Here is a 21,534-nt window from a genome sequence, read left to right as displayed (position 1 = left end):
CGGCCGCCGCCGGGGCCGGGTCGGCGGGGCGGGGCTCAAAGGCGTATCGGAGCGATCTCGAACGTATGACAGTACCCCGTTCACCTCGCGGATTCGCGTGTTTCCCCCATGTCCAACAGTGGATCTCTCTAGGGTGACTCCCTGTCGTCACGCAACAGCGTTAGCAGGAGGGCCGCAGTGGGTCTGGCAATGTCGTACCTCAGGGTGCCGCCGGTGCTGGAGGGGGAGCCGGATCCCGGCCGGACCGCCCGCCACATCTTCGGTGCCGCCGACTGGCGCCGGCGCGGCGCGGCGGAACTGTTCGATCTCGGCTGGGCGTGGCAGGCGATGCACTACCTCGTCACCGGCGACCCGTGGGACGGGCGGCAGCCCGAGGCCGACCTCGTGTGCGGCGGGCGGCTGCTCACCGAGGACGGAGCCGACGAACTGGGCATGGACGTGATCTACCTCGCCCCCGAACGGGTCAAGCCGGCCGCCGACCACCTGTCCGCGACGCCGTTCGCGAAGGTCGCCGGACGGTACGACCCGGCGGCGATGGGCAAGGCCGGGGTCCAGGACGCCGGCAGGCTCGACGCCGCCGCCCGCGACAAGCTCTTCAAGCCCGCCTACAAGGGGCTGGGGGAGTTCTTCACGGCCGCCGCCGCAGAAGGGCAGGCCGTCTACAAGGTGATGACCCCCGAGGGCTGACCCCGAGGGCCGGCCCCCTGCGGCCCTTCAGGCTCCCAGTTGTGCCGTGGTGCGGTGGAGCGTTTCCGCCGCGCCGAGCGCCGCGGACAGGCACCGCTCGACCATCGGGACGACCTCGGCGACCGGGACGTCCCGGCCGAGCTCGCGGCTGAGGCTGGTCGACCCCACGTCCCGGATCCCGCAGGGGACGATCTTGTCGAACCAGCCCATGTCGTTGTCGCAGTTGAGCATGAACCCGTGCATCGTCACGCCACGCGCCACCCGGATCCCGATGGAGCCGATCTTGCGGTTCGGGGCACCGGGCACCCAAAGGCCGCTGGCCCCCTCGACGGTGGCGGTCTCCAGGCCGAGTTCGGCGCAGACGTCCATCATCATCCGCTCCAGCAGCCGCACGTACCCGACGACGTCCTTCGGATCGGGCAGCCGGACGATCGGGTAGCCGGTGAGCTGCCCCGGCCCATGCCACGTGATCTTGCCGCCGCGGTCGACGTCGATGACCGGGGCGCCCGGGTCGCCGAAGGGGCGGTCGAGCGGCTCGGTGCGCTTGCCCGCCGTGTAGACCGGTTGATGCTCCAGCAGCAGGACGGTGTCGGGGATCGCGTCGTCCACCCGCAGCGCGTGGGTGCGCTTCTGCAACTCCCATCCGTCCGGATAGGGGACGGCCGCCGTGCCGAACCCCGCGTGCACCACCACCAGCTCGCGTACGTCCACATCGCTCACACGAGCAAGCTTAAGCCTTCGCGGCGCGCGGTCCTCGGACGGCGGCGCGTCTTCAGAGGGCGGCGAGCAGGCGGGGCTCCAGCCGGGACTCCTTCGCCGTCCCCGGCCCGTCGGGCTCGACGCGGTAGGCGCCGGCCTCACGCCGGTACGACACGGCCTGGACGAACTCGGTGCCCACGTAGTGCAGGCCCACCGACTCGTCGGCCGCGTAGCCGCCGGGCACGGTCCCCTCGCCGACGAGCTGCTGCAGCAGCGGACGCCGCTGCGGGTCGCTGTCGTAGTGCACGCCGCACGAGAACGGCAGGAAGCCCAGGCCGTCGGTGAGCGGGCGGAGCTGCGGCCCGAACGAGTCGGTGTTGCCGCCGACGTGCCAGCACAGCGCGCCCGCGCTCTGCCCGGACAGGACCACGCCCTCCTGCCACGCCTCCCGCAGGATCTCGTCCAGGCCGTGCAGGCGCCACAGGGCCAGCAGGTTCGCGACGCTGCCGCCGCTCACGTAGACGAGGTCCTGGGTGAGCAGGTGCGCCCGGACGTCGGCGACGTTCGGCATCGGGAACAGCGCCAGATGGCTGACCTCCGCGTCCATCGACGAGAACGCCGTGTAGAAGCGCGCGATGTACTCGGCGCCGTCACCGACGGCCGTCGTGATGACGCAGACCCTCGGCCGGTCCTGCCCGGTCAGGTCGAACGCGTAGCGCAGCAGCGGGCTCGGTTCGAGCCCCTCCCGGCCGTCCGGCACGAACGTGCCCCCGCCGATCGCGAGGATGTGCGGCTGTCCGTCGGTGCTCATTCACCCTCCTCTGGGCCAAGCTGTCTCAATGTCACCGTATGGCTACCGAACGGGATCGGCCGGGACTTTGACGATTCTTGGGACTCACAGGACGGCGCGCAGAGCGGAGTCGAGGTCCTGGTGCGCGAACCGGAACCCCGCCTCCTCCAGCCGCCGCGGCAGGACCCGCTGGCTGACCAGCGGCCCTTCGTCGGCGAACTCGCGCAGCGCCGCCCGCAGCGCGAACGCCGGGACGGCCAGCCGCGCCGGCCGGTGCAGGAGACGGCCGAGCGTCCTCGTGTAGGTCTCGTTGGTCACCGGGGTCGGCGCGGTCAGGTTGACCGGCCCGGCGATCTCATGGTCGATGAGGAACCGCAGTGCCGCGATCTGGTCGGCCATGGAGATCCAGCTCATCCACTGCCCGCCGCCGCCGAGCCTGCCGCCCAGCCCGAACCGGAACAGCGGCAGCGTGCGGCCCAGCATCCCGCCCTCGCGGGTGAGGAGCACGCCCGTGCGCGGGTGGACGACCCGGACGCCGGCCTCCTTCGCGGGCGTGGCGGCGGCCTCCCAGTCGCGGACGAGGCCGGCCAGGAAGCCGCGCCCCGCGGGGTCCTTCTCGTCGACCTCCCGCCCGCCGGTGTCGCCGTAGAACCCGATCGCGGACCCGCAGACCAGCACCGGCGGCCGCGGGCCGGCCGCCGCGATCGCCTCCGCGATCGTCCGGGTGCCGACCACGCGGCTGTCTCTGATCTTGCGCTTGTACGCCTTCGTCCACGGCCGGTCGCCGATCCCGGCGCCCGCGAGGTGCACCACGGCGTCCGTGCCGTCCAGCGCGGCCGCCTCGACGCACCCGTCGGCGGGGGACCAGCGCGCCTCGTCGGATCTGGACGGTTCTCGCCGGATCAGCCGGACGACGTCGTGGCCGTCCTCCCGCAGCGACTGCACCAGTGCCGAGCCGATGAGGCCCGACGAGCCCGTGACGGTGACCCTCATGCCCTCCACCCTAAGCGGACGGCGCCACCGAAGGCTGAGACTCCCAACCGGTCCCGGGTTTCCACGGATCACATGCGCGGGACCCCGCCGGCCGGTGGCGCGGCGGGGTCCCGGATCGTCGGGCGGACCGAGGTCCGCGGGAAACGGTCAGAGGCCGAGGTCGGCCTCGAAGTTGCCCTCCTCCAGGCGGTGCTTGATCGTGGCGAGGAAGCGGGCGGCGTCCGCGCCGTCGATCAGCCGGTGGTCGTAGGTCAGCGCCAGGTAGACCATCGAGCGCACCGCGATGACCTCGCCCAGGTCCGGGTCGTCGATGACGGCGGGACGCTTGACGACGGCGCCGGTGCCGAGCATGCCGACCTGCGGCTGGTTGAGGATCGGGGTGTCGAACAGCGCGCCACGGCTGCCGGTGTTGGTCAGCGTGAACGTGCCGCCGGCCAGCTCGTCCGGGCTCACCTTGCCGGCGCGGGTGCGCTCGGCGAGGTCGGCGATCCGCTGCGCGAGACCGCCCAGGTTGAGCTGGCCCGCGTTGTGCACGACCGGGACCATCAGGCCGCGCTCCGGCACGTCCACGGCGATGCTGAGGTTCTCCACGTCGTGGTAGGTGACCTCGTTGGTCTCACCGTTGATGAGCGCGTTCATCTTCGGGTGCGCCTTGAGCGCCTCGACCGTCGCCATCGCGAAGAACGGCAGGAACGACAGCTTGACGCCCTCGCGGGCCTGGAAGTCGGCCTTCGCCTGCTCCCGCAGCCGCGCGATCTTGGTGATGTCCACCTCGACGACGGTGGTGAGCTGCGCGGAGACCTGCAGCGACTCCACCATGCGGCGCGCGATCGTCTGGCGCATGCGCGACATTTTTTCGGTGCGTCCGCGCAGCGCGAGCTGCTCGGCGGGGGCGCCGGCGGGTGCCGGTGCGGCGTGCCGGCCGGCGGGGGCCTGCGGAGCCGGGGCCGGGGCCGGGGCCGGGGGCGCCTCCCGGGCCGCCTCCTGGGCGGCGCGGGCCGCCTCCAGGACGTCCTGCTTGCGGATGCGCCCGCCGACGCCGGTGCCCTTGACCGTGGACAGGTCCACGCCGTGCTCGGCGGCGAGCTTGCGCACCAGCGGTGTGACGTACGGGCCCTCACCGGCCGGCGCCTCGGCCGGAGCGGGTGCGGACGGCTGCTGCGCCTGGGCCTGCTGCGGCGCGGCCGGCGGGGGGGCCTGCTGGGCCGGGGCGGGCGCCGGGGTCGGCGGTGCGGGCGGCTGCTCCTGCGCGGGCGGCGGCCAGGCGGCGGGCGGCGGGGCCTGCTGCGGCTCCGGTTCCGGGGCCGGCGCCGGGGGCTGGGCTGCCGGGGCCTGGGCGGCCGGGGCCTCCTGCTCCCCGGCGGCGGGGGCGCCGCCGCCGGACGGCGCCTCGCCCTCGTCCCCGATGACGGCCAGTTCGGCGCCGACCTCGACGGTCTCGTCCTCGGCGACGGTGATGCTGGTCAGGACGCCCGAGGCGGGCGACGGGATCTCGGTGTCGACCTTGTCGGTCGACACTTCCAGAAGCGGCTCGTCGGTCTCGACGCGCTCGCCCTCCTTCTTGAGCCAGCGGGTGACGGTGCCCTCGGTGACGCTCTCGCCGAGCTGGGGCATGGTGACGGAGACCGGCATGTCTCAGCGACTCCTTCGGAATACTTGTGCGGCGTTCAGCCGTGCACGTGCAGTGGTTTGCCGGCGAGGGCGAGATGAGCCTCGCCGACCGCCTCGGACTGGGTCGGGTGGGGATGGATCAGCTGGGCGACCTCGCCCGGCAGGGCCTCCCAGTTGTAGATGAGCTGGCCCTCCGCGATGAGCTCGCCGACGCGGGCGCCGACCATGTGGAGACCGAGGACGGGACCGTCCACGGCCGCGATCACCTTCACCTCGCCCTGCGTCCCCAGGATCTTGCTCTTGGGGTTGCCCGCGAGGTCGTAGGTGACCTCCTTGATCTCGTACCCGCGCTCCCTGGCCACGGCGGTGGTGATGCCGACCGAGGCCACCTCGGGGGCGGAGTAGGTGATGCGGGGGACGCCGTCGTAGTCGATCGGCGGCGGGGTGAGGCCCGAGAGCCGCTCGGCGACGAGGATTCCCTCGGCGAAGCCGACATGGGCGAGCTGCGGCGTCGGGATCAGGTCCCCGACCGCCGAGATCGTGGGGACGTTCGTCCGGCAGTACTCGTCGACCTTGACGAACCCGCGCTCGGTCTCGACGCCGGCCTCGGCCAGGCCGATCCCTTCGGAGACCGGGGCGCGTCCCACCGCGACCAGCAGCAGTTCGGCGTCGACCGTCTTGCCGCCTTCGAGGGTGACGGCGATTCCGCCCTGCGTCGTCTTGGCGCTCTCGAAGCGGGTGCCGACCTCGAACTTGATGCCGCGCTTGCGGAACGCGCGCTCCAGCCGCTTGGAGCTGGACTCCTCCTCCAGCGGCAGCAGGTGCGGGAGGGCCTCCACGATGGTGACCTCTGCGCCGAACGAGCGCCAGACGCTGGCGAACTCGACGCCGATCACGCCGCCGCCGAGGATGACGACCGAGCCCGGGACGCGGTCGAGCCGCAGCGCGTGGTCGCTGGAGATGATCCGCTCGCCGTCGAACTCCAGGCCGGGTAGCGTCTTCGGATCCGATCCGGTGCCGAGCACGAGGTGCCGTCCCTCGATCATCCGGACCTGCCCGCCGGCGGTGGTGACCTCGACCGTGGTCGGGCCGGTGAGCCGCCCGGCACCGTGCACGACCTCGATGCCCCGGGACTTGATCAGCCCGGTGAGGCCCTTCACGGTCGTCGTGACGACCTTGTCCTTGTAGGCGTTCACACCGGCGACGTCGATGCCCTCGAACGTGGTCCTCACGCCGATCGACGACGCTTCGCGGGACTGGTCCGCCACCTCCGCCGCGTGCAGCAGCGCCTTGGTGGGGATGCAGCCGCGGTTGAGGCACGTCCCGCCGAGGGACTCGTCCCGCTCGATGAGCGCGACGGACTTGCCGAGCTCGGCGGCGCGCAACGCACACGCGTAACCGCCGCTGCCGGCACCTAGGACGACGATGTCGAAGGGGCCGCTGTTGGCCACTGGTCGCTCCCTTTCCCCGGTTGTGGCGCCCGCGTGGTCCGGGGCGCCCTGGGCGGGGCGGGGCGCACCGGGTTCCGGGCCCCCACCGCCACGAGAAAATCTATTCTGTTCTCCACCCGGAAAGCGGGCGGACCCCCTACAGAATTCCCGCGGCGACGTCCTCGGCGATCTGGACGAGCGTCCGGGCCGCGGCGCCCGTGCCGCCCTTCGGGGTGTAGCCGTAGGGCTCGCCCTTGTTGAACGACGGTCCGGCGATGTCGAGGTGGGCCCACTTGACGCCGTCCGGGACGAACTCCTTGAGGAAAATCCCGGCGACGAGCATGCCGCCCCACCGCTCTCCGCTGATGTTGGCGATGTCGGCGACGGCCGAGTCGAGGCCCTTGCGCAGCTCCGCCGGAAGGGGCATGCCCCAGGACGGTTCCCCGGCGCGCTCGGCCGCCGCGACCACCTTCTCACGGACGTCGTCGTCGTTGGCCATGACCCCGGTGGTCCGGGTGCCGAGCGCGACGAGCTGCGCGCCGGTCAGCGTGGCCACGTCCACGATCAGGTCGGGGGAGTCCTCGCCCGCGCGGACGAGGGCGTCGGCGAGGACGAGGCGGCCCTCGGCGTCGGTGTTGAGGACCTCGACGGTCTTGCCGCCGTAGATGCGCAGCACGTCGGACGGGCGCTGGGCGGTGCCGCTCGGCATGTTCTCCGCGATGGCCAGGTAGCCGACCACGTTGACCCGGGGGCCGAGCGCGGCGATGGCGGACAGCGCGCCGAGCACCGCTGCCGCGCCGCCCATGTCGGACTTCATCCAGTCCATGGCCTCGGCGGGCTTGAGGGACAGGCCGCCGGAGTCGAACGTGATGCCCTTGCCGACCAGGGCGAGGGTCTTGGACGCCTCAGGGTGCGTGTAGGAGAGGCGGACGAGCCGCGGCGGGTTGACCGAGCCCTGCCCGACGCCCGCGATGCCGCCGTAGCCGCCTTCGACGAGGCCCTTCTCGTCCAGCACCTCGATGGAGAGCCCGGTCTCGCCGGCGACCCGCTCGGCCTCGCCGGCGAGGTCCTCGGGGGACAGGTGGGACGGCGGGGTGTTGACCAGGTCGCGGACCAGCGTGACCGAGGCGGCGAGGGTCCGCGCGCGTTCCACGGCCGCCTCGGCGCCGCCGGGTGCCGCGGAGGAGACCAGCAGGATCTCCTCGACCGGGCTCTTGTGCTGGTCACCGGTGCGGTAGGAGTCGAAGGAGTAGGCGCCGAGCAGCGCGCCCAGCGCGACGGCCTCGACGTCCTCGGCGGATCCCCCGGCGGACAGGCCGGGCAGCGCGACGGCGACCCTGGCGGTGCCGGCGAGGGAGCGGACGGCGGCGCCGGCGGCGCGGCGCACGTTCTCGGCGGACGGCGTCTCGCCCAGCCCGGCGGCGACGATGACCTTGGCGGTGACGGCGCCTAGCGCGGGCAGCTTGGTGATCTCGCCGGCCTTGCCGGTGGCGCCCAGCGCGCCCAGCGCCTCCGTGAGCCGCCCGTCCAGCGCGCGGTCGAGGTCCTCGGCGCCGGCGGCCGGCACCGGGCCCGCCTCGGCTGGTGCGACGCCGACCACGATCGCGTCGACGTCGATGCTGGCCAGGGCTGCGCTGTCAAGGCTGATGCTCGTCACGTAGCACGATGTTAGTCGTCCCGGTGACCGGTTTCGTCCTTTTGGATCAAGCATTGCCCGTCCCGGCGAGTCATCCGCCCGGCGGCACGGCAGCGAGAACGATCAAGGCGGCGGTGCCGGCGATCTCGACCAGGGCGCCCAGGACGTCGCCGGTCACACCGCCCAGACGGCGCACGGCGTGGCGGAGCACGAGCAGGGCGGCGGCCAGCGCGGCGGCCACCGCCGCGACGGCGTGGAGCGCGCCGCCGAGGCCCCCGGCGGCCGTCCCGGCGGCCGCGGCGGCGGCCAGGACGGCGGCCGTGGCGGCCGACGCGGCGCGGACGGGGACCGTGCCCGCGACCAGTGCGCCGAGGCCGCCGGGGCGGGCGGCGGGGACACCGGCGCGGCAGGCCCAGGGGAGCGCCAGCCGGCCGGCGGCCGCCGCGACCAGCGCCGCGACGGCGGGATGCGGGGCCGCGGCCAGGGCGGTGACCTGGATCAGCAGGGTCAGCAGGAGGGTGACGACGCCGAACGGGCCGATGTCGGACCGCTTCATGACCGCCAAGGCGCCGGCGGCTGGACGCCCGCTGCCAAGACCGTCCGCGAGGTCGGCCAGGCCGTCCAGGTGCAGGGCCCGGGTGACCGCCGCCGTGGCGGCCACCGCGAGGGCCGCCGCCAGGAGACCGGGCAGACCGAGCAGGCCGCCCGCCAGCAGGACCAGCGCGGCGGCGCCGCCGGTGATCAGGCCGGCCGCCGGGGCGAGCAGCATGGCCGTCCGGGCGGCGCCCCGGTCGACCCGGTCCGTCCCGAGCGGGACGACCGTGAGCAGCGTGACGGCCAGCCGCAGACCGGCGATCATCCGAGCTCCGTGACGCGGCCCGCCACGACCAGCGCCGTCTCCTCGGACTCGGCCGCCAGCCGCTGGTTGAGCCGGCCGAGCACGTCGCGGAACGCCCGCCCGGACGGCGTCGCCGGCACCAGCGACAGGCCGACCTCGTCGCTCACGGCGACCACGCGCGCCCGTGTGCCGCGCCACGCCGTGACCAGATCGTCCAGAGACGGCTGTGCCAGGGCCGGGTCGTCCCATGCGGCGGCCTCGTCCATGGCGGCGGCGAGCCAGGTGCCGATGCCGTCCACCAGTACCGCGCCCGTTTCGGATTCCAGGACGTCCACCAGGTCCGTCGTTTCGGCCGTGCGCCACCATGCCGGGCGGCGAAGCCGGTGGGCGGCGACGCGCTCCCTCCATTCCGGGTCGCCGTCGCCGGCCGGCCCGGTCGCGGCGTAGAGGACGTCCGGGCAGGCGGCCAGACGCAGTTCCGCCTCGGCGGACTTGCCCGACCGTGCCCCGCCGAGAAGAAGGGTCCGATGCGGGCCGTGCCGGGGACGGCTCCAGAAGTCCATGCGGCGTTCCAGTTCGGCGGGCGACGAGATGCGGTGGTCCACGTGCATCGCCACCACCTCCGTCATGGGCGTCACCGCCCCCGTGCGGCGAAGGCGGCCGAGGTGTTCCGGGGAACCGGCCAGGTCCAGCAGGACGGCGTCGTACTCCGCGCCGGCGGCGGGCTCCGGCTTTGCCCCGGGGCCGGCCGCCACCAGCACCCGATGCCCGTGCGGGGCGCGCACCTCGTAGCCGCCGGGCACGTCCGTCCGGGGCCAGGACTGCAGCGGGACGCCGTCGATGACGACATCGGCCGGCTCGTGCCGGACACCTGCGGCGCGGAGCCGGCTGCAGGACGCGCAGCGGCACCCCTGCGCGGGCCAGCCCTCCGGGGCGGCGATGCCGCGAAGCTCGATGTTCATCTTGCCCGGAACTCTACGATTACGCTCGCCTGGAAGGATTACGCCGTCCCCCCGTCAGGAGGCCCCGTGGGCAACCCCCCGAACGCACCATGGCCGGGTTCGCCGGGCCCCGGTGCCCAACCGCCCTACGGCCCGCCCCCCGGCCCGCCGCCGGGCGGCTCCGGCTGGCAGCCCGGCCCGCCCGGCCCGTTCGGGCCGCCGCCGCCTCACCGGGGCAAGGGCGGTGCCGCCGGTCTGGTGATCGCGCTGACCGCGGGCGGCCTGGTCCTGTTGCTGGCCGCGGCGGTGGTCTTCTTCGTGGTCGTCCGGGGCGACGACGGCGGTGGCGGCGGTGGCGGCGGCGACGTCGAACTGACGGTCGGGAAGATCGCCGGTGGTGCGGAGGCCACGCCCCTCCCCGACGGCGGCCTGGCCATGGCGCGGCCGGGCGTCGAATCGCCCGTCGTCGAGGTCTACGAGGACTTCGCCTGCCCGCACTGCGGCGATTTCGACCGCAAGAACGACCCCATGCTCAAGGAACTGGCGGTCTCCGGGCAGGCCAAGGTCGTGTTCCGCCCGATGGTCGTCTTCAGCGAGGGCAACCAGCCGGCGTACGGCAACTCCCTCCGGGCGGCGTCCGCGCTGCGTTGTGTCGGCGACGGAGCACGCTGGCTCTCCTACCAGGACGCCCTGTACGCCCACCAGCCGGCGACCCTCAACTCCCCGGGGTACTCCACGGAGGACCTGCTCGTCTGGGCCGGGGACCTCGTGGCCGCCGACGACGGCTTCGCGTCGTGCGTCAAGGAGCAGCGCTACGCCGAGAGCGTGAAGACGGTCAGCCAGGGCTACATATCGGGCGGCGTCCGGGGCACGCCCAGTGTGCAGGTGAACGGCCGCACGCTCGGCTCGTCCGACATCGAGAGCCCGGAAGCGATGCGCCGCGCCATCGAGGCCGCATCCTGAGGGGCGCGACGCGGCTAGTCTCAGCGCGACGAGGGAGGTCGAACGCGATGGCGTGGAGCTGGCGTTTGGAGAAGGCCGACGGGCACACGGTCGGCATGTCGGAAGAGACCTTCTCCACCCAGGCGGACGCGGAGAGCTGGCTGGGGGAGAACTGGCGGGGGCTGCGCTCCGGCGAGGTCGACAAGGTGGCGTTGCTGGACGGCGAGTCTCTGGTCTACGAGATGAGCCTGCACGAACCGGAGTGAGACGGGGACACGCGGACGGGCCGCGGGGCTGAGGCTCCGCGGCCCTTCGCGCTGGTGTCCGGGCGGGCCGGTCAGGGGCGCCGGCTGGGGCTGGCGGTCTTGCCCGGGTCGCGGATGACGACCGGGTCGATGATGTCGTCGATCCGCTTCATCACCTCGTCGTCCAGCTGCACCCCGGCGGCCTTCACGTTGTCGGCGACCTGTTCCGGGCGGCTCGCGCCCACGATCGCCGCCGCCACGTTCGCGTTCTGCAGCGTCCAGGCGATGGCGAGCTGCGCCATCGACAGCCCGAGATCGGCCGCGATCGGCTCCAGGTCCTGGACGCGGGTCAGCAGGTCGTCGTTCAGGTAGCGCCTGATCATGTCGGCGCCGCCCTTGTCGTCGGTGGCGCGCGACCCCTCGGGCAGCGGCCCGCCCGGCTTGTACTTGCCGGTGAGGACGCCCTGGGCGATCGGCGACCAGACGATCTGGCCGATGCCCTCCCGCTCGCACAGCGGAACGATCTCCTCCTCGATGACCCGCCACAGCATCGAGTACTGCGGCTGGCTGGAGACGATCCGGTCGAAGCCCATCTCGTCGGCGATCTTGAGGGCGCTCTCGATCTGGTCGGCGCGCCACTCCGACACCCCGACGTAGAGGACCTTGCCCTGGCGGACGAGGTCGTCGAACGCCCGCAGCGTCTCCTCCAGCGGCGACTCGTAGTCGAAGCGGTGGGCCTGGTAGAGGTCCACGTAGTCGGTCCCGAGACGGCGCAGGGAACCGTTGATCGACTCCATGATGTGCTTGCGGGACAGGCCCCGGTCGTTCATGCCGGGGCCGGTGGGCCAGTAGACCTTGGTGAAGATCTCCAGCCCCTCGCGGCGCTGCCCCTTGAGCGCGCGCCCGAGGACCTCCTCGGCGCGCGTGCCGGCGTAGACGTCCGCGGTGTCGAAGGTGGTGATCCCCTCGTCGAGGGCCGCACGCACGCACGCGCGCGCCGCGTCCTCCTCGACCTGGGAGCCGTGGGTGAGCCAGTTGCCGTACGCGATCTCGCTGATCTTCAGACCGCTCCGGCCCAGGTTTCGGAACTCCATGACCCAGACCCTAGCCCGCCGTTGACCGGGAATCCCATGACGGAAACCGCACACGTGACAGACCCGGGGGGCGGTTCCGGACGGGGACGGGCCGTCCGGTCAGACCTTCTCCTTCTCGCCGACCTTGAGTTGCGGGTTCGGGATGCGCAGCCGGCGGATCTGCATGGCCCGCATCGCCGCGTACATGCCGACGCCCTTGGCGTCCTCTTCGGGGTAGCGCTCGGCGGCCAGCTTCTTGATGCCGCGGCTCAGCAGGATGCCCTCGGCGAACACCACGAAGAGCAGCACCGGTGGCGCGAACAGCACCAGCAGGCGTGCGATGGGGATCGGGAGCATGCTCAGCAGCACGATCGCGAACATGCCGTACATCAGGTAGGAGCCGACCGTGCGGCGCGAGTCCACATAGTTGCGGGCGAGCCTGCGCACGGGGCCCTTGTCCCGCTTGAGCAGGTGCTCCTCGCTGCCCTTGGCCATGCCCGCGCGGACCTTGGCGCGGTCGGCGGCCTGCTTCTCCCGCAGCTTCTTGTAGGCCTCCTTGCGGGTGGCCGGTGCGGTGATCGGCTGCCGGCGCCGCTTCTCGGCCTCGCTGCGCTTGGGCGTGGGGCGGCCCTTGCCTCCCGGCTTTACTACCTGAGGAGGATTCGCCGGGGCCTCCGGGGTACGACGCTTGAACACGGGATCAGCCTACCGGCTGCGAACATCGTGGCTGCCTCGCGCGTTAACGCGTAGGGTGATAAGAACCCCAGCAGTGGTCATTGAGCCCAGTTTGCGACTGAGGCGACAGCACGAAGGGACCGGCGCCGCGCGATGAGCGTGATGAAACGAATGTCGATGATCTTCAAGGCCAAGGCCAACAAGGCGCTTGACCGGGCCGAGGATCCTCGCGAGACCCTCGATTACTCCTACCAGCGCCAGCTGGAGATGCTGCAGAAGGTCCGTCGCGGGGTCGCCGACGTCGCCACCTCGCGCAAGCGTCTCGAGCTGCAGATCAACCAGCTGGAACAGCAGCAGGGCAAGCTGACCGACCAGGGCAAGAAGGCGCTGCAGGTGGGCCGCGAGGACCTCGCCCGCGAGGCGCTGACCCGCAGGTCCGGGCTGGAGGGCCAGCTGAACGACCTGCGCGTTCAGTACCAGCAGCTGCAGGGCGAGGAGGAGAAGCTCACGCTCGCCTCCCAGCGGCTGCAGGCCAAGGTCGACTCCTTCCGCACCCGCAAGGAGACGATCAAGGCGACCTACACCGCCGCCGAGGCGCAGACGAAGATCAACGAGGCGTTCTCCGGCATCTCCGAGGAGATGGGCGACGTGGGGCTGGCGATCCAGCGCGCCGAGGAGAAGACCGACACGATGAAGGCGCGTGCCGGCGCGATCGACGAGCTGCTGGCCTCCGGCGCCCTGGAGGACTTCTCCGGCCCGAAGGACGACATCCAGGCCGAGCTCGACCGGATGGGCTCCGGTCCCGGCGTCGACATGGAGCTGGAGCGGCTCAAGGCCGAACTCGGCCAGGGTCCCGCGCCCAAGGAGCTGAACCAGGGCACGCCGACCGCGCAGCCGCAGCAGCAGGACACCCCCCAGCAGGCCCAGTGGCCGCAGAATCCCGGGGGTGCCCAGTGATCGTCCGCCTGATGGGGGAGGGCCAGCTCGATGTGGCGGACGAGGAGCTGTCCGCCCTGAACACGCTCGACGCCGAGCTCGAGTCGGCGATCGAGTCGGGCGACGAGACGGGCTTCCGCTCCGCGCTGCACGCGCTGCTGGAGAACGTCCGCAAGGTGGGCAAGCCGCTGCCGCCCGACAGCCTGGCCCCGTCCGAGCTGATCCTCCCCCCGGCGGACGCGCACATCGACGAGGTGCGTTCGATGCTCGGGGACGAGGGATTGATTCCCGACTGAGCGCGTAAGGACTGGGGGCGGGCCCGTTCGAATTGGACAGTCGGGCACAAAACCGTGCTTTCACGCGTTATGACAAGTGAATAACGAAATCGGGGAACCGCAGGGGGTGGCCGCATGGCCAGTACGCGTTATGCCTCCGACCGGGGGCTGACGTCGCGCATGCTCGTGACGATGTTCCTGCTGGGGCTGGTCTACGTCGTCTTTGTGGGGGCTTTCTTCGTCTTCGTGCCCGAATGGGCCTTTGTCGCGCTGGCCGTGGCGGGCCTGTTCCTGCTTGCCCAGTACTTCTTCTCCGACAAGATGACGCTGTTCGCCATGCACGGCCGGGTCGTCTCCCCCGAGGAGGCGCCCGAACTGCACGGCGTCGTCGACCGGATCTGCGCGATGTCGGACGCCCCCAAGCCGAGGGTCGCGATCGCCGACACCGACGTGCCGAACGCGTTCGCCACCGGCCGCAACCAGAAGAAGGCCGTCGTCTGCGTCACCACGGGGCTGCTGCGCCGGCTCGACCCCGTGGAACTGGAAGGCGTGCTCGCGCACGAGATGGCGCACGTCGCCCACAAGGACGTCGCGGTCATGACGATCGCCTCGTTCCTCGGCATCTGCGCGGGCCTGATCACCCGGTTCGGCCTGCACTTCGGCCTGTGGGGCGGCTTCGGACGCCGCAGCAACGACCAGAACACCGGGCTGATCCTGCTGGCCGTGGTCGGGGCCAGCGCCCTGGCCTATGCGATCAGCTTCATGCTCACCCGGGCGCTGTCGCGCTACCGCGAACTGTCGGCCGACCGGGCCGCCGCGCTGCTGACCGGCCGCCCCTCGGCGCTGGCCAGCGCGCTGACCAAGGTCAACGGGGAGATCGCGCGGATTCCGACGAAGGATCTGCGGTCGGCGCAGGCGTTCAACGCGTTCTTCTTCACCCCGGCGTTCGGCAAGGGCTTCAGCGTCTCCTCGCTCTTCTCCACGCACCCGCCGCTGGACAAGCGGCTCGCCCAGCTCTCGAAGATCTCCGACCAGCTCAGCAGGGGAGTCTGATCCGTGGGTTTCCTGGACACGCTGCTCGGCCGATCCAAGCCGGTCAAACCCGACCTCGACCGGCTGTTCGGGCTGTCGACGGCCGCCGTCACGCTGGAGGCGGCGACGGGTTTCACCCCGACGGGGCTCGGCTCGGTGTGCTTCCGCGCCGCGGAGGGCGGCGCGTTCGCGCGGCTGCAGAGCGACGTCCGGGAACTGCTGGACGCCGACGAGGGCCCCAAGGTCGAGGTCAGCACCGACACCTACGGCTACACCTGGCTGCTCGCCACGCACCGGCCGGACGAACTGCCCGACCTCGTCACCGATCTGCACGCGGTGAACGCGACGCTGGAGTCCGGCGGGTTCGGCCCGCATCTGCTGTGCTCCCTGGCCGGATTCCGCGGCCCCGACGGGCGGCGCCTCGCGCTCGTCTACCTCTACAAGCGCGGAACGTTCTACCCGTTCGCACCCCTGCCGGGAGACAAGCGCGACAACGCGCTGGAGCTTCAGGTGCGCGGCGCGGTCGGCGCCGACCTGCCGTTCGAGGACGACCTCGGCCGCTGGTTCCCCGTCTGGGGCGCGCCCGGCCTGTGACCCGCGGCAAGTCGTCACCGGCTCGTGTCCTGGATTTGTGGCATAAGACGCTGACCGTAACCTGAAGCCGCTCTAGCGTCGGGCCATGGAGCCCTTCCGTGACGCACCCGACGCGGGGCTGGCCTGGCGGATGCTCGCCACGGCGGTCCTGGTCGCGCTCGTGTACGCGGCCGCCGTGCTGCCCGCATTCCTGGCCGGTCCGGTCTGGGGCGCGGTCGCGGCGGCCGTGGCGGTGGCCATCGCGGTCGTCTCGGTGCGGGCCGCGGACCGGCTGGCCCTGTACGCGATGGACGCCCGCCCGGTCGCCTCCGACGAGGAGCCGGAACTGCACGCCGTCCTGGACCGGCTGTGCATGTCGTCCGGCCTCCCCAAGCCGCGCCTCGCGGTCTCCGCCCTGGACATGCCCAACGCGTTCGCCGCCGGGTCGGGCCCCGGCTCGGCGGTGGTGTGCGTCACCGACGGGCTGCGCGCCCGCCTCGAACCCGCCGAACTCGCCGCCGTCCTCGCCCACGAGACCGCGCACGTCGCCAACCGGGACGTCCTCGTCGGGGCGATCGCCGCGTTCCCCGGCCTGTGCGCCGGCCTGTTCCTCGGCTGGTGGACGGGCCTCATCACCGGCCGGGACAGGTACGGAGCCGGACGCGTGGCGGCGGCCATGGCCGGCGGGGTGGTCCTGCTGCCGCTCGGGGCGGCGGCGGCCGTCCTGCACGGCGTCGGCACGCTGGTCGGGCTCGCGCTGTCGCGGCACCGGGAACTGTGCGCCGACTCCACGGGGGCGCTGCTGACCGGGCGTCCCACCGACCTCGCGTCCGCGCTCGGCAAGATCAGTGACGGGCTGCGGGACGCGTCCCCGCACGATCTGCGCGCGCTGCGGCCGGTGAGCGCCCTGTGCGTGGTCGGGGTGAGCGGCGGCGTCGACGGGCTGCTGTCCGGCCATCCGACTCTGGAGCGGCGCAGGGAACGGTTGTCGGCCATCTCCTGGCGGCTCACGGGCGGCGGCTGACATGGGGATCCTGGACGGGCTGCTCGGCCGTCCCGCGCCCGGCATGCCCGACCTGGACCGGCTGTTCGACCTGTCCGCCGCCGTGCCGGCGCTGGAGGCCGTGACGGGTTTCGCCCCGGACGGCACCGGCGCAGTCTGCCACCGCCTCGTCGAGGGCGGGCCGTTCGGTGCGTTCGGCGGCGCGCAGCGGGACGTCGTCCGGCTGCTGCGCGGCGACGGGACCCGCGAGACGGGCATGAGCGCCGGCCCGCACGGCTGGGGATGGGCGCACGTCACCCGCCCGCCGGACGCGTTCGATCGGCTGATCGCCGACCTGCACATGGTCGGCTCCATGCTGACCGGCGCCGGGTACGGGCCCTACCTGCTGTGCTCGGTCGCCGGCTTCCGCAGGGGAGACGAGCCGCAGCGGCTGCTGCTGGTCCATTCGCCCGGCCGCGGGACGTTCTACCCGTTCGCCCCCGGCCCGCCCGGCGAGCCGGGGGCGCGCCGCCGCCGCAACAACACGGTCGAGATGCGCGTCCGCGACGCGCTCGCCGGCGAACTGGCCATGGAGCCGGACACCGGCCGGTGGTTCCCCGTCTGGGACGCGCCCGGCCTGTGACCGGCCCTCACGTCCTCATCAGGGAAGGGCGAGCATCCGGTCGAGGGCCGCGCGGGCGTGGTGCGCGGTCTCCCCTTCCACCTCGATGACGTTCTCCACGTCGCCGCGCGCCAGTGACTCCAGCGACATCACCAGGTGCGGCAGGTCGATGCGGTTCATCGTCGAGCAGTAGCAGACGGTCTTGTCGAGGAACATGACGTTCTTGTCCGGGTGGGCGTTCGCCAGCCGTCGGACGAGGTTCAGTTCGGTTCCGATGGCCCAGGACGAGCCGGGCTCGGCCGCCTCGATCGTCTTGATGATGTACTCGGTCGAGCCGATCTGGTCGGCGGCCGTGACGACCTCGTGCCGGCACTCGGGGTGCACCAGGACGTTCACGCCGGGGACGCGCTCCCTGACCTCGTCCACGGCGTCCGTGGTGAACCGGCCGTGCACCGAGCAGTGGCCGCGCCAGAGGATCATCTTGGCGTCGCGGAGCTGCTGCGGGGTCAGGCCGCCGTCGCGGCGGTGCGGGCTGTAGACGACGCAGTCGTCCAGCGAGAGGCCCATCTGCAGGACGGCGGTGTTGCGGCCGAGGTGCTGGTCGGGCAGGAACAGGACCTTCTTGTCTCCATCGCCCGAACCTGCCTCGCCCTGGCCGTAGGCCCAGTCCAGGGCGCGCTTGGCGTTGGACGAGGTGCACACCACGCCGCCGTGCCGTCCGACGAACGCCTTGATGTCCGCCGAGGAGTTCATGTACGTGACCGGGACCACGTCGTCGGCGACACCGGCGTCCTCCAGGACGTCCCAGCACTCCTCGACCTGGTCGAAGGTGGCCATGTCGGCCATCGAGCAGCCCGCGCCGAGGTCGGGCAGGATGACCCGCTGGTGGCCGGCGGTGAGGATGTCGGCCGACTCCGCCATGAAGTGGACGCCGCAGAACACGATGTAGGGCGCCTCGGGGCGGGCCGCCGCCTGCTGGGCCAGCTTGAACGAGTCGCCGGTGACGTCCGCGAACTGGATCACCTCGTCGCGCTGGTAGTGGTGGCCGAGGACGAACACCTTCTCGCCGAGGGCGGCCTTGGCGGCGCGGGCCCGCTCGACCAGCGCAGGGTCGGAGGCCGGCGGCAGCTCGCCGGGGCAGTCCACGCCGCGTTCGCTGGCGGGGTCGGCGTCACTGCCGAGCAGCAGCAGCGGCAGGTCTTTTACCGGGGTGGTCACGGCGGTCTCCCTTCGCGACGGAGGACTTATCGTCGCTTTGACGACTAATGATGGCACATGCGGGGCCCGGCCGTGATGTGACGTAGACCGCACCGTCCGCGGGCGTTAAACACGGCCGATACGCGGAATGGCCATGTGGCGAGGTACGTTGTCCTACGGGAAGAGGCGTACGACGTCCTCGAGGACAAGCGACAGTCCGCCGCCGCGTGCGGCGCAGCGAGACCGGGAGCTGACACACATGACGGTTTCAGGCGAGACCACGCAGGAGACCACGCAGCAGGGCGTCGTCATCACCGACGCCGCCGCCGAGAAGGCCAGGGGCCTGCTCGAGCAGGAGGGCCGCGACGACCTTGCGCTGCGTGTCGCCGTGCAGCCGGGCGGCTGCTCCGGCCTGATCTACCAGCTCTTCTTCGACGAGCGGGAGCAGGACGGCGACCAGGTCCAGGACTTCGACGGCCTGTCCGTGCGCGTCGACCGGATGAGCGCCCCCTACCTCACCGGCGCCGTCATCGACTTCGTCGACTCGATCGAGAAGCAGGGCTTCACGATCGACAACCCGAACGCGTCGGGCTCCTGCGCCTGCGGCGACTCCTTCAACTGAGCGAAGGTCCGCGAGAGGCGGCCGGCACCTTGCCCGGCCGCCTCTTTCCGGTTGCCCGCCGCCCTCCGGTCGTGATCTACCGTGCGGTGGGGAAGTACTCTTGCCGGGTTCGAAACAGCCGGTGAACAGCCGGACGACCACGACGAGGAGAGCGGCTTCGTGCGCATCGCCGTGACAGGCTCCATTGCGACCGACCATCTGATGACCTTCCCCGGGAGATTCACCGACCAGCTCCTGCCCGACCAGCTCGCCCGGGTGTCGCTGTCGTTCCTGGTGGACGAGCTGGAGATACGCCGCGGCGGGATCGCCGCCAACATCTGCTTCGGCATGGGCAGCCTCGGCAAGGACTCGGTCCTCGTCGGCTCCGTCGGCGACGACTTCGCCGACTACCGCTCCTGGCTCGAACGGCACGCGGTCGACACCGCGTCCGTGCACGTGTCCGAGATCCACCACACCGCCCGGTTCCTGTGCACCACCGACCAGGAACAGAACCAGATCGCCACGTTCTACGCCGGCGCGATGAGCGAGGCCCGCTCCATCGAGCTCAAGCCGGTCGCCGACCGCGTCGGCGGCCTCGACCTCGTCGTCGTCAGCCCCAACGACCCCGACGCGATGCTCCGGCACACCGACGAGTGCCGCACCCGCGGCATCCCGTTCGCCGCCGACCCGTCCCAGCAGCTCGCCCGCATGGACGGCCCCGACGTCCGCCGCCTCATCGACGGCGCCGCCTACCTGTTCAGCAACGACTACGAGAGGGCCCTCGCCGAGGAGAAGACGGGCTGGAGCGGCGAGGAGATCCTCTCCCGCGTCGGAGTCCGCGTCACCACGCTCGGCGCCAAGGGCGTCGTCATCGACCGCGAGGGCGAGGAGGGCGTGCACGTCCCCTGCCTGCAGGTCGACGACATCGTCGACCCGACCGGTGTCGGCGACGCCTTCCGCGCCGGCTTCCTGACGGCCACGGCCTGGGGGGTCACGCTCGAACGCGCCGCGCAGGTCGGCAACGCGATCGCCGCGCACGCCCTCGAAGCCGCCGGCCCGCAGGAGTACTCCCTGGCCCGGCAGGCGTTCCTCGACCGCTTCTCCGCCGCCTACGGCTCCGCCGCCACCGGCGACATCGCCCCCCACATCAGCTGCCCCAACCCGTAGCCACGTACGTGCCGCACGTCAGGGGGCCGCGCCCACCGGCGCGGCCCCCTGCGTGTTCTGACGTTCCGGACGTTCCGGCGTTCTAGTACGTGCGCCGGATGTGGAAGCCCCAGCCGCCCTGCTGGAGGGTCTCCTCCCAGACGAAGTCCTGGGACTTCATGCGGCACCAGGCGGGGACGTCGGTGCGGGCGGCGGCGTCGTCGGCGAGGACGGCGACGATCTGCCCGACCGGGACCTCCCGGATCCGCTCGGCCAGCATGATGATCGGGATCGGGCATTTGCGGCCCAGCGCGTCGATGACGAGCACGGGCGGCGGGCCGGCCGGCTCGCCGGAGGACTCGGCGGGGGGCGTCCCGCCTTTGGCGCGGCCTCGGAACCTCATGGGCGCGACCGCCTCCCTGTCTCGATCGTGTTCATCGCCGCCCCGCGGAGGCGGGCGACGGCGCCCGGAAGCTCGGCGAGGAACCGGTCGACGTCCGCGGAGCCGACGCCGCGGGGCAGCGATACCCGCACGTTTCCATGGGTGATCACTCCCATCGCCTCCAGCACGTGACTGGGACGCAGCGTATCCGCCGTGCACGAACTCCCGGACGAAACCGCGAAACCCAGCCGGTCGAGTTCGGTCAGCAGCGCCTCGCCCTCCACGTACAGGCACGAGAAGGTCACCAGGTGCGGCAGGCGCCGGACCGGGTCGCCCACCACCTCCACGTCGGGCACCGTCCGCGGGACCTCCGCGCGGATGCGGTCCACGAGCGCGGAGATGCGGGGCGCGTCGGCGGTCATGTCCGCACGGTACGCCTCCAGCGCCGCGGCCGCCGCCACGATGCCGGGGACGTTCTCGAACCCGGGGACGCGGCGCCGCTCCCGCTCGTCGTCCGGCAGCGGGGAGCGCCACCGGACGCCCTTGCGGACGGCGAGCACGCCGACGCCGGCGGGGCCGCCCCACTTGTGGGCGCTGCCGGCGAGGAACGACCAGCCGGCCGGGACGTCGTCCCGTCCGAGGGACTGCGCGGCGTCGACGAACAGCGGCACCCCGGCCGCGCGGCACGCCGCGGCGGCCTCGGCGACGGGCTGGACGGTGCCGACCTCGTGGTTGGCCGACTGCAGGCACGCGAGCGCGGTGTCCGGGCGCAGCGCGGCGGCGAACTCCTCCGGGTCGACGCGGCCCGTCCGGCCGGCGCCGACGGTCGTCACCTCGCCGCCGTCGCGCTCGTGCGCCTCCGCGGCGTGCAGCACGCTGGAGTGCTCCACGGCGCCGACCACCAGATGCCGGCCGACACGGCGACGCGCCCGGAGGCCGCCGAGGACCGCCAGATGCACCGCCTGGGTTCCCGACGACGTGAACGACACCTCGTCGGGCCGGGCGCCCAGGACCGCGGCGACACGCGCGCGGGCCCGGTCGAGCAGGACGCGGGTGCCTCGGGCCGTCCCGTACAGGCGGGCGGGGTCGGCCCAGCCGGAGTCCAGTGCCTCAAGCAGCGCCGACCGGGCCGCCGGGTGCGGCGGCTCGGTGGACGCGGCGTCGAAATAGGCGACCTGCGCGCTGGGATCGGCCACGCGCAAACACTAACCGGGCACCCGATCGGGGG

General features: G+C 72.5%; 24 protein-coding genes. 11 read left to right on the top strand and 13 right to left on the bottom strand.

The window, feature by feature from the left end; genetic code table 11:
* Positions 1 to 177 precede the first annotated feature (177 nt).
* Positions 178 to 687: a DUF1877 family protein gene (locus ACGFIS_RS08660; RefSeq protein ID WP_392902479.1), complete on the top strand. Its 510-nt coding sequence runs from the start codon at positions 178 to 180 to the stop codon at positions 685 to 687.
* A 27-nt stretch (positions 688 to 714) separates the two neighbouring features.
* Here the strand turns inward: ACGFIS_RS08660 and lipB are convergent, their stop codons facing one another.
* The 8 genes from lipB to ACGFIS_RS08620 form a co-directional block, all read right to left on the bottom strand.
* Positions 715 to 1,407: a lipoyl(octanoyl) transferase LipB gene (lipB, locus tag ACGFIS_RS08655; protein ID WP_392970044.1), complete on the bottom strand. Its 693-nt coding sequence runs from the start codon at positions 1,405 to 1,407 to the stop codon at positions 715 to 717.
* A 52-nt stretch (positions 1,408 to 1,459) separates the two neighbouring features.
* Positions 1,460 to 2,197 carry a Type 1 glutamine amidotransferase-like domain-containing protein gene (locus ACGFIS_RS08650; protein ID WP_392902483.1) on the bottom strand — a complete coding sequence of 246 codons (738 nt, stop codon included), beginning with the start codon at positions 2,195 to 2,197 and terminating at the stop codon, positions 1,460 to 1,462.
* A gap of 84 nt (positions 2,198 to 2,281) precedes the next feature.
* Entirely contained in the window at positions 2,282 to 3,169 is an 888-nt protein-coding gene (locus ACGFIS_RS08645) for a TIGR01777 family oxidoreductase (protein WP_392902485.1), read from the bottom strand.
* Between the two features lie 147 nt (positions 3,170 to 3,316).
* Complete coding sequence (gene sucB, locus ACGFIS_RS08640) at positions 3,317 to 4,801, bottom strand: 2-oxoglutarate dehydrogenase, E2 component, dihydrolipoamide succinyltransferase (RefSeq protein ID WP_392902487.1); 1,485 nt, start codon at positions 4,799 to 4,801, stop codon at positions 3,317 to 3,319.
* A 35-nt stretch (positions 4,802 to 4,836) separates the two neighbouring features.
* Complete coding sequence (gene lpdA / locus ACGFIS_RS08635; protein WP_392970041.1) at positions 4,837 to 6,231, bottom strand: dihydrolipoyl dehydrogenase; 1,395 nt, start codon at positions 6,229 to 6,231, stop codon at positions 4,837 to 4,839.
* Positions 6,232 to 6,367: 136 nt separating this feature from the next.
* Positions 6,368 to 7,921 (bottom strand): leucyl aminopeptidase, encoded by a 1,554-nt coding sequence (locus ACGFIS_RS08630; RefSeq protein WP_392970038.1) that lies wholly within the window; start codon positions 7,919 to 7,921, stop codon positions 6,368 to 6,370.
* 16 nt (positions 7,922 to 7,937) lie between these two features.
* Positions 7,938 to 8,705, bottom strand: a complete 768-nt coding sequence (locus ACGFIS_RS08625; RefSeq protein WP_392902495.1) for an adenosylcobinamide-GDP ribazoletransferase — start codon at positions 8,703 to 8,705, stop codon at positions 7,938 to 7,940.
* Entirely contained in the window at positions 8,702 to 9,646 is a 945-nt protein-coding gene (locus ACGFIS_RS08620; RefSeq protein ID WP_392902497.1) for a bifunctional adenosylcobinamide kinase/adenosylcobinamide-phosphate guanylyltransferase, read from the bottom strand. The genes ACGFIS_RS08625 and ACGFIS_RS08620 overlap by 4 nt, the downstream gene beginning before the upstream one ends.
* A 66-nt stretch (positions 9,647 to 9,712) precedes the next feature.
* Between ACGFIS_RS08620 and ACGFIS_RS08615 the strand changes: the two genes are divergently transcribed.
* Positions 9,713 to 10,588: a DsbA family protein gene (locus ACGFIS_RS08615; protein ID WP_392902499.1), complete on the top strand. Its 876-nt coding sequence runs from the start codon at positions 9,713 to 9,715 to the stop codon at positions 10,586 to 10,588.
* Positions 10,589 to 10,635: 47 nt separating this feature from the next.
* Positions 10,636 to 10,833, top strand: coding sequence for a hypothetical protein (locus ACGFIS_RS08610; protein WP_392902500.1), 198 nt, complete (start codon positions 10,636 to 10,638; stop codon positions 10,831 to 10,833).
* A 71-nt stretch (positions 10,834 to 10,904) separates the two neighbouring features.
* On the opposite strand, the gene ACGFIS_RS08605 is transcribed toward ACGFIS_RS08610, so the two are convergent.
* Entirely contained in the window at positions 10,905 to 11,906 is a 1,002-nt protein-coding gene (locus ACGFIS_RS08605; protein ID WP_392902501.1) for an aldo/keto reductase family protein, read from the bottom strand.
* Positions 11,907 to 12,005: 99 nt separating this feature from the next.
* Positions 12,006 to 12,581, bottom strand: a complete 576-nt coding sequence (locus ACGFIS_RS08600; protein ID WP_392902502.1) for a DUF3043 domain-containing protein — start codon at positions 12,579 to 12,581, stop codon at positions 12,006 to 12,008.
* A gap of 132 nt (positions 12,582 to 12,713) precedes the next feature.
* Here ACGFIS_RS08600 and ACGFIS_RS08595 point away from each other — a divergent pair, with 132 nt between their 5' ends.
* The 6 genes from ACGFIS_RS08595 to ACGFIS_RS08570 all read left to right on the top strand — a co-directional run bounded on the left by ACGFIS_RS08595 (position 12,714) and on the right by ACGFIS_RS08570 (position 17,001).
* Positions 12,714 to 13,517 carry a PspA/IM30 family protein gene (locus ACGFIS_RS08595; RefSeq protein ID WP_392902504.1) on the top strand — a complete coding sequence of 268 codons (804 nt, stop codon included), beginning with the start codon at positions 12,714 to 12,716 and terminating at the stop codon, positions 13,515 to 13,517.
* On the top strand, positions 13,514 to 13,792 hold the full coding sequence (locus ACGFIS_RS08590) for a hypothetical protein (protein WP_392902507.1): 279 nt from the start codon (positions 13,514 to 13,516) through the stop codon (positions 13,790 to 13,792). Before ACGFIS_RS08595 ends, ACGFIS_RS08590 begins: the two co-directional genes overlap by 4 nt.
* 114 nt (positions 13,793 to 13,906) lie before the next feature.
* Positions 13,907 to 14,824 (top strand): zinc metalloprotease HtpX, encoded by a 918-nt coding sequence (gene htpX / locus ACGFIS_RS08585; RefSeq protein WP_392902509.1) that lies wholly within the window; start codon positions 13,907 to 13,909, stop codon positions 14,822 to 14,824.
* A gap of 3 nt (positions 14,825 to 14,827) precedes the next feature.
* Entirely contained in the window at positions 14,828 to 15,397 is a 570-nt protein-coding gene (locus tag ACGFIS_RS08580) for a hypothetical protein (protein ID WP_392902512.1), read from the top strand.
* Between the two features lie 85 nt (positions 15,398 to 15,482).
* On the top strand, positions 15,483 to 16,400 hold the full coding sequence (locus ACGFIS_RS08575; protein ID WP_392902514.1) for a M48 family metalloprotease: 918 nt from the start codon (positions 15,483 to 15,485) through the stop codon (positions 16,398 to 16,400).
* Position 16,401: 1 nt separating this feature from the next.
* Positions 16,402 to 17,001 carry a hypothetical protein gene (locus tag ACGFIS_RS08570; RefSeq protein ID WP_392902516.1) on the top strand — a complete coding sequence of 200 codons (600 nt, stop codon included), beginning with the start codon at positions 16,402 to 16,404 and terminating at the stop codon, positions 16,999 to 17,001.
* A gap of 18 nt (positions 17,002 to 17,019) precedes the next feature.
* Here ACGFIS_RS08570 and nadA read toward each other — a convergent pair whose 3' ends face one another.
* Entirely contained in the window at positions 17,020 to 18,198 is a 1,179-nt protein-coding gene (gene nadA, locus ACGFIS_RS08565; RefSeq protein WP_392902518.1) for a quinolinate synthase NadA, read from the bottom strand.
* Positions 18,199 to 18,436: 238 nt separating this feature from the next.
* Between nadA and ACGFIS_RS08560 the strand changes: the two genes are divergently transcribed.
* Positions 18,437 to 18,799: a HesB/IscA family protein gene (locus ACGFIS_RS08560; protein WP_392902521.1), complete on the top strand. Its 363-nt coding sequence runs from the start codon at positions 18,437 to 18,439 to the stop codon at positions 18,797 to 18,799.
* 159 nt (positions 18,800 to 18,958) lie between these two features.
* Positions 18,959 to 19,945: a carbohydrate kinase family protein gene (locus ACGFIS_RS08555; protein WP_392902524.1), complete on the top strand. Its 987-nt coding sequence runs from the start codon at positions 18,959 to 18,961 to the stop codon at positions 19,943 to 19,945.
* An 82-nt stretch (positions 19,946 to 20,027) separates the two neighbouring features.
* Here ACGFIS_RS08555 and ACGFIS_RS08550 read toward each other — a convergent pair whose 3' ends face one another.
* The gene (locus tag ACGFIS_RS08550; RefSeq protein WP_392902526.1) at positions 20,028 to 20,327 is read right to left on the bottom strand and encodes a sulfurtransferase TusA family protein; all 300 of its coding nucleotides are present in this window, start codon (positions 20,325 to 20,327) and stop codon (positions 20,028 to 20,030) included.
* Complete coding sequence (locus tag ACGFIS_RS08545; RefSeq protein ID WP_392902528.1) at positions 20,324 to 21,502, bottom strand: cysteine desulfurase family protein; 1,179 nt, start codon at positions 21,500 to 21,502, stop codon at positions 20,324 to 20,326. The genes ACGFIS_RS08550 and ACGFIS_RS08545 overlap by 4 nt, the downstream gene beginning before the upstream one ends.
* Between the last annotated feature and the right edge of the window lie 32 nt (positions 21,503 to 21,534).

The organism is Spirillospora sp. NPDC048824 (genome assembly GCF_043198455.1).
GTDB lineage: Bacteria > Actinomycetota > Actinomycetes > Streptosporangiales > Streptosporangiaceae > Spirillospora.
Note: the sequence above shows the minus strand (reverse complement) of the source record. Positions and strands in the feature narration are given on the sequence as shown.

Excerpts from the sequence above, each read along its gene's own strand:
- ACGFIS_RS08630 (WP_392970038.1), bottom strand. The coding sequence starts at position 7,921 with ATGCTTGATCCAAAAGGACGAAACCGGTCACCGGGACGACTAACATCG.
- ACGFIS_RS08575 (WP_392902514.1), top strand. The coding sequence starts at position 15,483 with ATGGAGCCCTTCCGTGACGCACCCGACGCGGGGCTGGCCTGGCGGATG.
- ACGFIS_RS08570 (WP_392902516.1), top strand. The coding sequence starts at position 16,402 with ATGGGGATCCTGGACGGGCTGCTCGGCCGTCCCGCGCCCGGCATGCCC.
- ACGFIS_RS08620 (WP_392902497.1), bottom strand. The coding sequence starts at position 9,646 with ATGAACATCGAGCTTCGCGGCATCGCCGCCCCGGAGGGCTGGCCCGCG.
- ACGFIS_RS08550 (WP_392902526.1), bottom strand. The coding sequence starts at position 20,327 with ATGAGGTTCCGAGGCCGCGCCAAAGGCGGGACGCCCCCCGCCGAGTCC.
- ACGFIS_RS08625 (WP_392902495.1), bottom strand. The coding sequence starts at position 8,705 with ATGATCGCCGGTCTGCGGCTGGCCGTCACGCTGCTCACGGTCGTCCCG.
- htpX (WP_392902509.1), top strand. The coding sequence starts at position 13,907 with ATGGCCAGTACGCGTTATGCCTCCGACCGGGGGCTGACGTCGCGCATG.
- ACGFIS_RS08645 (WP_392902485.1), bottom strand. The coding sequence starts at position 3,169 with ATGAGGGTCACCGTCACGGGCTCGTCGGGCCTCATCGGCTCGGCACTG.
- ACGFIS_RS08610 (WP_392902500.1), top strand. The coding sequence starts at position 10,636 with ATGGCGTGGAGCTGGCGTTTGGAGAAGGCCGACGGGCACACGGTCGGC.
- sucB (WP_392902487.1), bottom strand. The coding sequence starts at position 4,801 with ATGCCGGTCTCCGTCACCATGCCCCAGCTCGGCGAGAGCGTCACCGAG.
- ACGFIS_RS08650 (WP_392902483.1), bottom strand. The coding sequence starts at position 2,197 with ATGAGCACCGACGGACAGCCGCACATCCTCGCGATCGGCGGGGGCACG.
- ACGFIS_RS08560 (WP_392902521.1), top strand. The coding sequence starts at position 18,437 with ATGACGGTTTCAGGCGAGACCACGCAGGAGACCACGCAGCAGGGCGTC.
- ACGFIS_RS08605 (WP_392902501.1), bottom strand. The coding sequence starts at position 11,906 with ATGGAGTTCCGAAACCTGGGCCGGAGCGGTCTGAAGATCAGCGAGATC.
- ACGFIS_RS08595 (WP_392902504.1), top strand. The coding sequence starts at position 12,714 with ATGAGCGTGATGAAACGAATGTCGATGATCTTCAAGGCCAAGGCCAAC.